A 14,449-nucleotide genomic window follows, 5' to 3' on the forward strand; every position below is an offset into this window, starting at 1 on the left:
TGGAGACGGCAAACGTATCACATGGTTGAGGTATCCTTTATCGTGCTGCTCATAATACAGCATTCCTAATAGCCACAACGGTATCTTATTGCCTATGTAGTAATAGGGTGTTTTTTCCCGTTCCGAGGCGCCCATGATGCCAATCAGTCCATTTGACCAATCGATAGTGTCATAAAGTGTGCGCTTGAACGTTAGGGATTGTCTTCCGACGATTCGGTTTGATTTGCCGATCAGCTCTTCCATACGCCTATTATTGTTTTTTAAATATAGCAATATCAGTTAAAAGCGCTTTATTCAAATAGCATTTTCGGTTGATATTGCTCTCTGAGAAGAGCATATCGGCGATTCTCGAGGATAAATTCATACGATATCGCACCGATCTTTCCACCATCTACAGGAATGCTCGTTCCGTTGATTTAAGCCGCGGAAGGCGATGCTAAGAATGCGGCCAACGCGGACTTTCTTGACGGAATCTTCTGCAGCGCCGGCAAAACTAGTGATTTCGGGGATGCTGAATTTATTGGGCAATAAAAGATTGGCTACTACAGCAGCCTTCTCTGCTTCAATGCCCTGTTTAAGCCCCTTTTGAATCATAAATCATGGCTCTATCTTTAATCGTTAACGGTAATTCCTTGGCAATCTCCTTCATCTGTTCTGCAGTAAAGGCCTAAAACTTGTAATTTATTAGAGTATATGAAGGCTATTCTTTTCGTCCATACTCGTGGCTTTCTGGTTAGTTAAATTATGGAAAATTGATTTTCAATTGTATATCGACTCCTTAATTCCAATTTCATCCAATAGAAAGTCTGCGCCATCGACTTTGTCGGCCACCCAGAGGACGTAACGGATATCAACGCCGATAGACCGGCTGTAGCTTTCGTTCCACGCAAAATCATTAATGGTGGCGTCGTAAGCACGGTCGAAATTGACACCGACCAGCTCGCCGCGGGCGTTCATGATGGGCGAACCCGAATTGCCGCCGGTGGTATCCATATCATACAGGATATTGACGGGGACATCACCCAGGTCGTCTTTGGCATACGGGCCGAAATCCTTGGCTTCCCAGCGCTCGCGGATGAGCGATGGATAGTCATAAACGGGATTCCCGCTAGCACCCTTTTCAAGAAGGCCGCGGATGGTGGTGAATGGTTTCATGTAGGTAGCATCGGCGGGGGAATAGCCGCGGATATATCCGTAGGTGAGCCGCAGCGTAGCGTTGGCATCGGGTACGAAATCGCGCTTCAGGAAATGTTCTTTTACGGTGACGTAATCGCCCATCAGCCGGTTGAGCAGCCCTTCGCGCCGATCCTGTTCCGGCTTGATCCGCGTATCGATTTCCGCTGCCAACGCGGCTTCGAATTGCAGGAGCTCATCATTATAGGCTAGAATAGCTGATGCGGATGCTAGTACCTCGTTGGTTACAAACGATTTATCGGTAAGCTGAGTGTTGCTAATCAGATTGCCGGCGAATGTTGCTACCTGTGGCGCTTCAGTGATACCCAAAGCCGCAATGGTTTGCAGTTCATTTTGCCCCTCGAATTGCCAGGCATCTTGCAACATTTTGCTAAAGATACCGGCGTCGACCGCTTCATTGAAACTGGCATAGATACGGTCAAGGTAGCCTTTGAAAGCCGTGATATTGCTGGCAAACAGCTGTTCGCGCTGCTCGGATGTTTGCTGTTGCTGTAGTAATTTTTTCAGATGGTTCAGGTTTCGTGCGACTTGGAGCAAGCTGGTACTGCTATATATTTGTGCCAGCCACATTTCCTGCTCGGCATCCGTGAAGATCTCCTGGTAGAGAGCATCGATATCTGTCATCAGCGTGCCATACTGCTTCTCCAATTCGGGTGTGTTCCGGATGAAGTTGGCCAGCGCGGCATCCTCTTCTTTTTTGGTCTGTAGCAGGTTGATGTTCCGCAGGCCTTTCAATTTGCCACGGTAGTTTTTCATCACGTTGGCGTTGCGTTTGATCCGTGTGGCCAACTGCAGTTCAACGGCTTTGTCCGCAGCACCCGCAGCTTCCATTTGCTGGATCTGGAAGTCATTGAGCTCCGACACATAGGGCAGGAGATACCGTTGTTGGTATTCGATATATTGGGCGGGCCGATGCCGGTAAGTTCGGCCGGGATAGCCTAAGATGAAGACAAAATCTTCTTCGTCTACGCCCTGCGGGTTGATTTTTAGGTGCTTCCGGGGTTTATATGGTACATTTTCCTTGGCGTAGGGCGCTGATGAACCGTCTGGGGCCACATAGGCCCGTAGGAATGAATAGTCGCCGGTATGCCGCGGCCACTCCCAGTTGTCGGTCTCGCCCCCGAATTCGCCGATGTTTTGGCTGGGTACATATACGAGCCGTACATCTTCGATGGTTTGGTACTTGAAGAGGACGTAACTCTTGCCGATAAACATCTCAGAGACTTCCGCCGTGATGGCCGGATCGGCAGCCACAGCTGCGTCGGCAATGGATTTGCTGGCCTCTTTGATGATACGGATGCGTTCTACCGGGTCATCGACCCCGGCGATAGCCCCCAATATCCGGGCAGAAACGTCTTCATACCCAATGGTGATGCGGATGGTCAGCCCCTGGGCTCGGATTTCCTTTTCGCGGGTATCGGCAACAAACCCATGGGTGAGGTAGTCTTGCTCCGGTGTACTGGCCAATTGCACCGCGCTATATGCACAATGGTGGTTGGTGATGATTAAGCCGCTTTCCGACACGAACGATCCGGTGCAGCCACCAACCCTCACCAGGGCATCTACCAGACTGACCTGGCCGGGATTATAAATGTCTTTCAGGTCGATTTCGAGACCAGCCTGCTGTAGCCCCGCACGGTCGAGATCGCTCAGGGGATACATCCCTTCGTCAGGAACGGTAGCGGAAAAATGTACACCTACCGCCAAGAATAGAAGAATAGCCAGTACTTTCTTTGAGATGATACGCAGTTGCCGTCGCATAATAAGGGGGTTATATGTGTGCGTTCCAAATCTAATGAGAATAGTGTTGATAAGCAACAGTCGATCGTTTCGGGCTGCGCATCGGCCGCCTGGCGGCGAGTTTTTTTGAAAAAAAGCCTACGCAACCGATTGATTAATCTCAAAATCATTATTTTTGCCGCCGTTAATGTTAAAAACTAAATAATACGCTATGTGTGGAATCGTTGGCTATACCGGCCGAAATCAAGCCTATCCCATTCTGATTGAAGGACTGAAAAAGCTGGAATACCGGGGTTACGACAGCGCCGGGGTGGCATTGCACACCGGTAACCACCTCGCCGTTTATAAGAAGCAGGGGATGGTTGCGGCATTGGAAGAATTTGCCAACGGAGCTCCTACGCGGTCTACTACAGGTATTGGCCACACACGCTGGGCTACGCATGGCGAACCTTCAGACCGGAATGCACACCCCCACCTGTCCAAATCGGGCAGGGTTGCGATGATCCACAACGGTATCATCGAAAACTATGCACAGCTCAAAGATGAACTGATAAAAAAGGGCTATACTTTCAGTAGCGATACCGACTCGGAAGTGCTGCTGAATTTCATCGAAGATATTAAGCTGAAAAATGAATGCTCGCTGGAGGAAGCCGTGCGGATTGCGCTGAAAAGGGTCTCGGGTGCGTATGTAATCTTACTCATAGAAACCGATCAGCCTGACACCATCATTGCTGCCCGTAAAGGGAGCCCATTGGTAATCGGTGTAGGCAAGGGTGAGCATTTTCTAGGCTCAGACGCCTCACCCATGCTGGCTTATACCAAGGAGGTGGTATATATAAACGACTATGAACTGGCTATAGTGAGGCCCGATGAACTGATATTGAAAAACCTGGGCAACGAGCGCATCACGCCCTTCGTGCAGGAGCTCGACCTGGAATTGGCGGCCATTGAGAAGGGTAATTTCGAGCACTTCATGCTGAAAGAAATCCACGAGCAATCCCAGACTATCCGCGACTCGCTGCGGGGTAGGCTGAACGCCGAGGCAGGGCACATTACCTTGAGCGGGCTGGATAAGATTGCAGACAAGGTACGCGACGCCCACCGTATCGTCATCGTGGCCTGCGGCACGAGCTGGCACGCCGGCCTCGTAGGCGAATACCTCATCGAGGAGCTGTGCCGGCTAAACGTAGAGGTGGAGTATGCCTCGGAATACCGGTACCGCAACCCCATCGTGTCACGCAATGACATCATTCTGGCCATTTCACAAAGCGGCGAAACGGCCGATACACTGGTAGCACTCGAAAATGCAAAGCGGCAGGGGGCTACCATATTCGGTATCGTCAATGTGGTGGGCTCATCCATTGCCCGCATTACCGACGCGGGTGCGTATACCCATGCGGGGCCGGAAATCGGCGTAGCCAGTACTAAGGCATTTACCGCCCAGTTGGCTGTATTGCAGCTGATCGCATTGAAATTGGCAGAGATCAGAGGTACGATTTCCAACGAACTGTTCCATACGTTGATGAAAGAGCTGGATGAGGTGCCGGCAAAGGTGGAATGGATTATCGAAAACCAGCTGCAGAACATCAAAGATATCGCCCTGCGGTACCAAGATGCGGAGAGCTTCCTGTTCTTAGGTAGGGGATACAACTTCCCCATAGCCCTGGAGGGGGCGCTGAAACTGAAGGAAATCTCCTATATCCATGCGGAAGGATATCCCGCGGCAGAAATGAAGCATGGCCCCATCGCACTGGTTGACGAGCGGCTCCCCGTGGTATTTGTGGCCACCAAGGACACGTACCACGAGAAGATCGTCAGCAACATCCAAGAGATACATGCACGGAAAGGCAATGTACTGGCGGTGGTATCCGAAGGCGATAACTCGGTAGCCGGTCTTGCCCAAGCCGTGATGGTGGTGCCGCCGGCGCACGAAGTCATCGCTCCGCTACTCTCGGTCATCCCGTTGCAGTTGCTTTCGTATTACATCGGAGTGGCACGTGGCCTGGATGTGGATAAGCCGCGTAACCTGGCGAAATCGGTTACGGTAGAGTAAGGCATCAGTGTTTCACCACCGACACAGCCTGCATGCCCCTCGGGCTACGCATGGGGGTGTAGGAAACCTTATCGCCCATACGGAGCTCGGTACCCGGCTGGCTGAGGTCGTTCACGTGCACGAATAACCGCTCTTTGGTTTGGTCGTTGATGATAAATCCATAACCTTTAGACGGATCGAAATAACTGATCACGCCACTAAGTGCAGCATCGGGGTCTACTGCAGGTGCTTTGGGGACGCCGATGACGATGTCTTCAACAGCTACTTTCCGTATATTTTTCGGATCGGGTGGGGTGTCTGTGAGGTTGCCGTTCTCGTCTACGTAGGCCATCATTTCCTCCAGGGTTTTCTGCTTGGTTACCACGTTGCGCCGTTCTTCCCTCCGGAGTTCTTTTTCTCTTCTTCGTTCAATTTTCTTCTTTCTTCGTTCTCTTTTACTAAATGTTTCTGCCATTAATTAGATGAATTTATATGTGATTATTCTTGTTTGCATATACCCACAAGGCCAGGCCCCGCAGGGAGCCTGCAGGTTGTACCTTAATATTCAAAAAAGGAAATTATCAGAAAGCGTAGCCGATGAGCGACACTAGTGTATTTTTGTAAACGTGTATTGCCATGAAATCGAACGAATATACGAAAAAATACCGAGAAAGTGAATTATTTCTTCCTTGCGACGATGGCCACGGCATTCATATCGTTCTGATGGCTACGGAAAGTGCGGCGCATTTGTAGGATGCGTTTGCGCAGTTCGCCATGGGTGGTTACATTATACATGATTTTTAAGGTGCGCAACAGGCCTTCGTCTTGCAGTACGCGCCCGAGCTGGAGTAATGCCATCGCATTGGAGTCTACCCTGATGATTTCGAACCCTTCGCCCTGAAGCAGGTCGCACCATTCGGCCGTGGTGAGTGGCCGCGCGTGTACCCGTATATTGGAGCTAAGGTCTTTGTAAACGCGTTGCTTGATATCTTCGGAGATGCTGTCCGGGCACAACCCCAATTCATGGATACCATAGTAGCCGCCCGGCTTCAGGATGCGTGCTGCCTCGCGGACGATTTCTCTCTTGTGTTCTAACGGCTGCATGGTGAGCATCGCTTCGCCGTATACTTTAGTAGCGTGATTGTCCGGTAGGGTGGTATGTGCGGCATCGGCTACGATCATGGTCATCTTGTCGTAGTTCACGTTTTTCCTTGCTAGTTCGGATGCTTGTTTGTTGTTGTCCACGCCGGTATAGCTTCTCGGTTTTTTCGCGCAGGCAATTGCCGCGGTGAAACCTAGTCCGGGAGCGAACTCCACCACGTCGTCCGAGGGATTGATGTCCATGTTTTTCATCAGGATTTGGGTTAGCTCACGGCCACCGGGCCGCAAAACTTTCTTGCCTACCTTTGCAAGTATCCAGTGTCCCTGTTTTTCATTGAGTTTTTCTTCGATGGCCATTTCGTTGCATTTTTTAGTACGGTGCTCGGTATCGATAGCACTTAGATTCCACCGTTGTGAGAAGACTTCTCGCGCGATTAGGCTAAGTTAAATATACCGTTGCAGCCGGCGAAGTCTGCTGATGAAATTTGACATGTAGTACACAATTGTGCCGGGCCTCAGGATAGGACATTAGCAGCCAATCCTTGAAAGTGAGACTTGTTATTTATATTTTTGTGCGTACCCGTTTGCGGGGACCGTATTGAAACCACCCGCGACGCACTAAATAATCTGTGAATGAAAGCTGTTGTGATAACATCGTATGGCGACATAAGCCAATTGAATGACGCCGATATACCGATGCCGCTGATCGGTGAACAGGATGTCCTTGTGGAAATCCGTGCTGCGTCGGTCAATGCGGTCGATTGGAAAATCAGGTCCGGCTATATGAAGGAAATACTGGCCTACGAGTTTCCACTGGTGCTGGGCTTGGATATTGCTGGTGTAGTGAAAAAGGTGGGGGCAGCGGTCAGCCGTTTCAAAGTAGGGGATGCCGTGCTTGCCAAATCAAACTTGGCCGATAATGGTGGGTATGCAGCATATACTGCGCTCCATGAGAACCTATTGGAAAAGATACCTAATGGTGTTTCCTTTGAGAAAGCGGCCGCACTTCCGTTGGCGGGGATGACTGCTTGGCAGGCGTTGACCACATTTGCCGGGCTGACAGCCGGCGAGCGGGTATTGATACAAGGGGGCGCCGGTGGTATCGGTAGCTTTGCTATACAGTTTGCGAAGGCTTTGGGGGCCAAAGTGATCGCTACCGCCAGCACGCGGCATGTGGCGTGGCTGAAGCGGTTGGGAGTGGACCATGCGATTGTTTACGACCAAGAGGATTTTGCCCAAGTGTTACGAGACATGCCGGTAGATGTGGTGCTTGACGCTGTAGGAGGAGAGGTATTGACACGAAGTTATGGCGTATTGAAAAGAGGTGGACGAATGGTGAGTATCCAGGAGCCGCCAAACCCAGCACTGGAGGAAATGTATGGGGTGAAAGCTAGCTTTTTCGTTACCTTGGAAGGAGGAAATCACTTGAATGAAATCGTGAAACTGATGGACGAGGGGAAGGTGGATCCGCTTATCCGAACGGTGTTGCCCCTTACGGCCAACGGTATACGTGAGGCCCACTCCTTGATTGAAGATGGCCATACGTATGGTAAAATTGTGTTGGCTTAGTCTTTCTCATTTCCGTCAATTTTTTTAAGATATTCGTCTCGGTAGTGACCCAACGAGAGGGATAGACGAACTTTTTTACCTGCTTATAGTCAGTGCATTATTTCTTATAGCCACCGCGGCGGCCGTGGTATCCCACCGTAAAAGGTCGCGGATGAAACGCGAAAGCCGTGAATTGGCAGCTAAGTTGGAAAAGCTGTCTAATGATACGATCGTAGCGTAGAGTAATTCATTTACGACCGACCGGTGTATGTGGAGTAATCAGTCGTGTTTCACCCAGATCAAACGGCTGAGGTCATATCCGGCTTTACGGGCTATCTCCAGAAACTCCTCTTTCACTTCCGGGGATAAGGAGGTGGTGCGTGACAAAATCCAGATGTAATCGGTATTTTTCCCCATCACAAGTGCGTATTTGTAGCCGCCTTTTATAGTGACAATATTATAGGGCGAATAAAAGGGGCCGAAGAAAGAGACTTTTAGCTTACCCTCGTTTGGTTTGCCCACCATTCTAGCTTTACCGTTTGCAACCTTGTGCCGCTTCTTTACATAATCGTATCCGGAGTTGGTTACATTCACCGTACCATCATCATTCAATGCATAATGTGCCCGCGTGTTTTTGAGGTTTTTTTCGAAGCGGAAGTCAAACCGAGCCACTTCGTACCAATCGCCAAGATAGCGTTTGAGATCGAAGTCCGTAACCACGTTAACACCTTTGGGCTTTGACTGCCAACAGCTGCTTAATGCGAAAGCTGCGGTGCCGACAATGAGACCACCAGCAGCCAATATATATCGTTTGTCCATATATGGAAAACAACCGCTAGCGCGATTTGTTCACCGCCATAGTTGCATAAGTTGTAAAAATAAGCATTTGGTTAAAGTGCTTGTCTTAAATTTACAAGCCTTTTTGGGGCGAATTTGAACCCTCCTATTTATAACGTACCCGATATTCCCGAGGACTGATTTCCATCTCGTGGGCAAATGCCTTGGAAAAGTGAAACGCATCGTAATAACCGAGTTTGAACGCAATCTCCTTGATTTTTAAATCGGTGAACTGCAGGAGAGAGCAGGCCCGCTGTATTTTTAGCTGGTTATAGTATTCGATCGGTGAAAAGGAGGTTCGCTCTTTGAATAGCACCCCGAAATAGGCAGGTGAGTAATTAACCGATCCGGCGATATCGGCCAGCGTTAGCTTATCTTCCAGGTGGCTTTTCATGTAGGCAATACTGGTGTTTACAATGTCTTGTTCACCGGTTATCGACAACCGATTGAATTGCGGGACATACAAAAACGACGCGAGGAAATGCCGAAGGCATACACTGCTGTACTCCAGGTTGTCTTGAAGGTAACCGTTACTGAGGTTTTGGAAAATTGATTCGAAAAGCCCCGTCCTGAAATCATGGTTGGTTTCCGGCCCGGCACCCGTGTTGAGTACCCTGCCCATAATGGACGCATAGCGTTCCACATGCCGCCCACAGAAATGTATCCAGTAGATGCTCCACGGAAATTGCTTATCCGCCGCATAAACATGCGGGGTGGATGCCGGAATAATCAATGCCTGCTTCTTAGAAAGGTTGAATTTGTCGCCGTCGATTTGGATCCATCCCAGCCCTTCCTCACAATAAATGATGATGTGCTCAGTGGCACCGGCTACGCGGTCGCGAAAATGGGATTTGGCATGGGGATAGTAGCCAATATGCGTAACGTATAGGTTTTCCGTCAGTGTGTTTTCCGCTTGGAAATCACGGACGCTGTAGGGAAGCACGATGGCTTTTTCGCCTTTGAATCCATCAGGTATTTTTTCCATATATTTTCGTGGTTTTTAACAAAGGGCCGATAATATTGGTCATCTTCAAACAAAAATAATTCCAATGCAAAGGTGGTAATTATTGTTAAATAATTGTAAAACAATGAGGTGTATGTTTAAGAATAGTGTTAGGAGTTGCTGGTTAGCCGTGGTTCTCATCCGCTTAATCAGGAGGTGTAAACGACGAGGTCGTATTTTTTTACATGTTTTTCAACGGATTCTACATTTTTCGCGGTTTGTGAACCCCTACTTTTGCTTATTCAGTGACCGATAATTATGATTAGTAAACGACTTGTATATACATTGATGGTCTCGCTGGTTGCGGCCATAGGAGGTTTCCTCTTCGGTTACGATTGGGTAGTTATCGGTGGGGCAAAGCCATTTTACGAGATATACTTTGGTATAGCTGATGCACCGCTGATGCAAGGATGGGTGATGGGCAGTGCGATCATTGGCTGTATTGTCGGTGTAGTGGTATCGGGGTCGTTTTCGGATAGGCTTGGCAGAAAGCCACTAATGCTGGCAGCTGCCGTTATTTTCCTGCTGTCGGCTATCGGAACGGGAATGGCCAATACGCTGTCGGCATTGATTACGTACCGGGTGCTCGGCGGAGTAGGAATCGGCATTGCCTCGGCGCTAGCGCCTCTATATATTGCTGAAATCGTTCCTGCCCGATCAAGGGGGGTGTATGTCTCCATCAATCAGCTAACCATCGTACTGGGTATCCTGATGGCGCAGGTGGTGAATTGGCTGATTGCTGAACCGGTTGGTGGGGGTGTTGATTTGGAACGCTCATGGAACGTGAACGAAGGATGGCGATGGATGTTTTGGGCATGCGGGGTGCCTGCGCTTCTGTATATGGTCTTGTTGATTTTCATTCCTGAAAGCCCGCGTTGGTTGACCCTGCACGGTAAGTATGGAAAGGCGCGAGCCATATTCAATCGGATCGGCGGTGAGGCGTATGCTGATGAGACCGTCGAAACAGCTAAGCAGACCTCGCAAACGGAGGAGGAGCACATCGCATGGCGATATTTCTTCACCCCACCAATACGGAAAATTCTGTTGATTGGTATCGTCATTGCTGCATTTCAGCAATGGTGTGGCATTAACGTAATTTTCAATTATGCACAGGAGGTTTTTGAGGCTGCCGGTTATGGGGTGTCAGATATCCTGTTCAATATCGTTATAACGGGTGCAACCAATGTGGTGTTTACCGTGGTGGGTATGTATGCCGTGGACCGGATTGGCCGGCGCACGTTGATGGTGGGTGGGGCATTGGGGTTAACCTGCATCTATGCATTGATGGGCTTCTGCTATTATATGGAAGTTTCGGGCATAGCGGTACTGCTATTGGTGGTCGCGGCGATTGCTTGCTACGCCATGACGCTGGCTCCCGTGACATGGGTGGTGCTCTCGGAGATCTTCCCCAACCGGATTCGCGGTAGGGCAATGGGCATCGCCACGTTTTCGCTGTGGGTAGCATGCTTTATCCTGACTTATAGTTTCCCCTTGTTGAATACCGCCCTTGGTGCATACGGGACGTTCTGGCTGTATGGCGTGGTTTGCCTGCTGGGCTTCCTCTTCGTTAAAACACAGCTGCCCGAAACCAAGGGACAAACGTTGGAAGAAATTGAACAGAAACTGACCGGGCGTCGCCCGCGGTAGGAGTTATAGCAACGATTAAATGACGACAGACGAATCCATCAATTACTTAACAGCATCTACGGTGCAGGGAAATGCGGTAAGCGCGTGGGAGGAGACTATTTATCTGCCGACCTACGAAGTGGGCGAGGCGGAGAAGTATCCGATGTTTCTGGAAAAGCGGGTTTACCAGGGGAGTTCCGGCGTGGTTTATCCCTATCCGGTAATCGAGAAAATCGCCGACGAAAAAGTGAGTAAACCCTATATCGCTTTATTTATAGAAAACCAATACATCAAAGTGATGGTACTGCCCGAACTGGGAGGGCGTATACAGATGGCATACGACAAAGCGAACAAACGCCACTTTGTGTACTATAACCAAGTAATAAAGCCTGCGTTGGTAGGGCTCACGGGGCCGTGGATTTCGGGGGGAATCGAATTCAACTGGCCACAGCACCACCGGCCCAGCACCTTCCTGCCTACGGATTATCGAATAGAGGAGCATGAAGATGGCAGCATGACGTTGTGGTGCAGCGAGGTTGAGCGGATGTTCCGAACCAAGGGCATGCAGGGTTTCACTTTATACCCGGATAAAGCATATATCGAGGTTAAAGCAGCGGTGTATAACCGGACTGCCTTTCCGCAAACGTTTCTATGGTGGGCAAATCCAGCTATCCCTGCGGGCGAGCACTACAAGTCGGTTTTCCCACCGGATGTACACGCGGTGTTTGACCACGGAAAGCGCGACGTATCTGCATTCCCGATAGCAACGGGTTTTTATTACAAACAGGATTATACGGCTGGGGTGGATATTTCGCGCTATAAGAACATACCAGTACCCACCTCCTACATGGCAATCAAGTCAGATTATGATTTTATCGGCGGCTACGACGATAACGAACGGGCAGGGCTATTGCATGTGGCGAACCACCATATTTCGCCGGGAAAGAAGCAATGGACCTGGGGATGCGGTGATTTCGGGAAAGCGTGGGACCGGAACCTTACCGACGAAGATGGCCCTTATATTGAGCTGATGACCGGCGTTTATACCGATAACCAGCCTGATTTCGCGTGGCTGCAACCGTACGAAGAGAAAACCTGGGTGCAATATTTCATGCCCTATACGGAAGTGGGCTATGTGAAAGAAGCAACCAAAGATGCCGCGATTAACCTTGAACTGGTCGGCGAGAAGGCAAAGCTTATCATCTACACAACGGCTTACCACGAACGCCTTCGGATCAGGTTGACGGCAATAGACGGGACACCGCTTTTTGACGACGTCGTTTCCTGCGGCCCGGCCACTCCTTTGGTACAAGAGATAGCTGTGGGGGGACGGCAGGCGAGTGAATTGAAACTCGTTGTCGCGGATGACGACGGTCATACATTGATTACCTACACCGAACAGCCGATGGTGGAACAGGCCACGCCCGCGGCGGCAACGGCGCCCAAAAGACCAGAAGATGTGGAATCGGTTGAACAGCTTTATCTCATCGGGCTCCATCTGGAACAATACCGGCATGCCACCTATAACCCGTTGGATTATTACTTCGAAGCACTAAAACGTGAACCGGGAGATGTACGATCCAATAATGCCGTGGGCTTGCTGTTGACGCGGCGCGGCAAATTTGCAGCGGCAGAGCGCTATTTCCGTACCGCCATCGCCACCCTTACACGCCGCAACCCCAATCCGCAGTTCGGAGAGCCTTATTATCACTTAGGGTGGTGCCTGGTACTCCAAGGGAAGGTAGATGAAGCGTATGGGGCCTATTACAAAGCCATCTGGAATGAGGCATGGCGTGCCCCAGGATACTATGCACTGACGCTTTTGGATGTGCGGAAAGGCGATTGGGCATCGGCGCTTGAACACGTTGAGCAAAGCTTGGTCAACAACTGGCACCACCATAAAGCCCGCCAGTTGAAAGCTTCCATCCTGAGGAAAATGGGCCGTGTCAAAAAAGCAATGCGCTGGATTGACGAATCCTTGGAAATCGACCGCTTCAATGTGGGTTGCCTATTCGAAAAATACCTGCTGACTGGCGATAATACCGTGCTTGGCGAAATGAAAGTAGGTTTCCGCCGGAGTGCACATGATTGTATCGAATATGCGCTGGATTTTGCAAGTGCTGGATTGTATGAGGAAGCCCAACAGCTGTTGGAAACATTGGGAGATGATATCGGCGCCTACCCAATGACGTACTACACGTTAGGCTATATCGCCGCGAAAATAGGGCGGAATGAACGGGCAGACGAACTGTTTGCCTATGCGCGGGGAGTATCGGCCGATTGGTGTTTCCCCAACCGGATAGAAGAGGTGGAGATCCTTGAAACCGCCGTCAAGTATTTTCCCGAAGATGCCAAAGCCTATTATTACTTGGGTAATTTCTGGTATGCCAACCGCCAATATGACGAGGCCATAATTGCTTGGGAGCGGTCGGCAGCCTTGGACAGGTCGTTTCCGATCGTGTTGCGCAACTTGGCAATAGCCCATTACAACAAACGGAACAACAAACAAAAAGCTGTTGAACTGATGGAGGCGGCATTTGCGTGCGATGAAAGCGATGCCCGGTTGCTCATGGAGCTTGATCAGCTTTACAAAAAAATGAACCAGCCCCATGAGGAACGGTACAAACGCCTAGCGAAGTACCGCAATTTGGTAGATCAACGGGATGACCTCTATGTGGAGTGGGTAACCTTACACAACCAATTGGGACGGTACGCACAGGCGAAAGACTTGATTGATAACCGGAAATTCCATCCCTGGGAGGGAGGTGAAGGGAAGATTACCCGACAGTATCTGCGTTGTCGACTGGAGTTGGCACGCCAAGCGATTGCAGCGGAAGACTTTGCTGGGGCACTCGAATTGCTTAACGAAACGGATGCCTTCCCCGAGAACCTGAGCGAGGGGAAGCTGGCCACCGTGGTGGAAAACGATATCCACTATTTCAAAGGTGTGGCCTACCGCGGCCTAGGGGAAGCAGCGCTGGCGGATGAATATTTCCAGCAGGCTACGCATGGTGCGGCAGAACCGGTACAGGCATTTTTCTATAACGACCCGCAACCGGACCAGTTTTTCTTCAGTGGCATGGCATGGCGTGCACTTGGTGATGAGCAACGGGCACAATCGTATTTCCGACAACTGATTGAACATGGCCAAACACATCTGGACGATGATTGCCGGATTGATTACTTCGCGGTGTCGCTACCGGATTTGGCGATTTGGGAAGAGGATTTGAATGTACGCAACAAAGCACATTGCTATTACGTGATGGCATTGGGATATGCAGGATTAAACGAACAGGAAAATGCGCTTGAATATTATAACGCTGCGAAAGCGGCCGATTTAAACAAGCAACTGGTATCATGGGGATAGT

10 protein-coding genes are annotated in these 14,449 nt (G+C 50.0%); 4 read left to right on the forward strand and 6 right to left on the reverse strand.

What is annotated here, in order from left to right; genetic code table 11:
* Nucleotides 1–360: 360 nt before the first annotated feature.
* A complete protein-coding gene (locus tag NGM62_RS11045) occupies nucleotides 361–594 on the reverse strand; it encodes a hypothetical protein (RefSeq protein WP_262247965.1) in 234 nt (77 codons plus the stop codon).
* A 165-nt stretch (nucleotides 595–759) separates the two neighbouring features.
* Nucleotides 760–2,934, reverse strand: a complete 2,175-nt coding sequence (locus tag NGM62_RS11050) for a S46 family peptidase (RefSeq protein WP_390937095.1) — start codon at nucleotides 2,932–2,934, stop codon at nucleotides 760–762.
* A gap of 211 nt (nucleotides 2,935–3,145) precedes the next feature.
* Here NGM62_RS11050 and glmS point away from each other — a divergent pair, with 211 nt between their 5' ends.
* Nucleotides 3,146–4,987 (forward strand): glutamine--fructose-6-phosphate transaminase (isomerizing), encoded by a 1,842-nt coding sequence (gene glmS, locus NGM62_RS11055; protein WP_262247967.1) that lies wholly within the window; start codon nucleotides 3,146–3,148, stop codon nucleotides 4,985–4,987.
* Between the two features lie 4 nt (nucleotides 4,988–4,991).
* Here glmS and NGM62_RS11060 read toward each other — a convergent pair whose 3' ends face one another.
* Nucleotides 4,992–5,441 (reverse strand): cold shock domain-containing protein, encoded by a 450-nt coding sequence (locus tag NGM62_RS11060; RefSeq protein WP_262247968.1) that lies wholly within the window; start codon nucleotides 5,439–5,441, stop codon nucleotides 4,992–4,994.
* 203 nt (nucleotides 5,442–5,644) lie between these two features.
* Complete coding sequence (locus tag NGM62_RS11065) at nucleotides 5,645–6,424, reverse strand: class I SAM-dependent methyltransferase (protein WP_262247969.1); 780 nt, start codon at nucleotides 6,422–6,424, stop codon at nucleotides 5,645–5,647.
* Nucleotides 6,425–6,700: 276 nt separating this feature from the next.
* On the opposite strand from NGM62_RS11065, the gene NGM62_RS11070 reads away from it, so the two are divergent.
* On the forward strand, nucleotides 6,701–7,636 hold the full coding sequence (locus tag NGM62_RS11070; protein ID WP_262247970.1) for an NADP-dependent oxidoreductase: 936 nt from the start codon (nucleotides 6,701–6,703) through the stop codon (nucleotides 7,634–7,636).
* A 258-nt stretch (nucleotides 7,637–7,894) separates the two neighbouring features.
* Here NGM62_RS11070 and NGM62_RS11075 read toward each other — a convergent pair whose 3' ends face one another.
* Nucleotides 7,895–8,434, reverse strand: coding sequence for a lipocalin family protein (locus NGM62_RS11075; RefSeq protein ID WP_262247971.1), 540 nt, complete (start codon nucleotides 8,432–8,434; stop codon nucleotides 7,895–7,897).
* Nucleotides 8,435–8,558: 124 nt separating this feature from the next.
* Nucleotides 8,559–9,437 carry an AraC family transcriptional regulator gene (locus tag NGM62_RS11080; RefSeq protein WP_262247972.1) on the reverse strand — a complete coding sequence of 293 codons (879 nt, stop codon included), beginning with the start codon at nucleotides 9,435–9,437 and terminating at the stop codon, nucleotides 8,559–8,561.
* A gap of 276 nt (nucleotides 9,438–9,713) precedes the next feature.
* On the opposite strand from NGM62_RS11080, the gene NGM62_RS11085 reads away from it, so the two are divergent.
* Both NGM62_RS11085 and NGM62_RS11090 read left to right on the forward strand, forming a co-directional pair.
* Nucleotides 9,714–11,102 (forward strand): sugar porter family MFS transporter, encoded by a 1,389-nt coding sequence (locus NGM62_RS11085; RefSeq protein WP_262247974.1) that lies wholly within the window; start codon nucleotides 9,714–9,716, stop codon nucleotides 11,100–11,102.
* Between the two features lie 19 nt (nucleotides 11,103–11,121).
* Complete coding sequence (locus tag NGM62_RS11090; protein WP_262247975.1) at nucleotides 11,122–14,448, forward strand: tetratricopeptide repeat protein; 3,327 nt, start codon at nucleotides 11,122–11,124, stop codon at nucleotides 14,446–14,448.
* Nucleotide 14,449: the final 1 nt, after the last annotated feature.

This window comes from Parapedobacter soli (assembly GCF_025460835.1).
Taxonomy (GTDB): domain Bacteria; phylum Bacteroidota; class Bacteroidia; order Sphingobacteriales; family Sphingobacteriaceae; genus Parapedobacter; species Parapedobacter soli.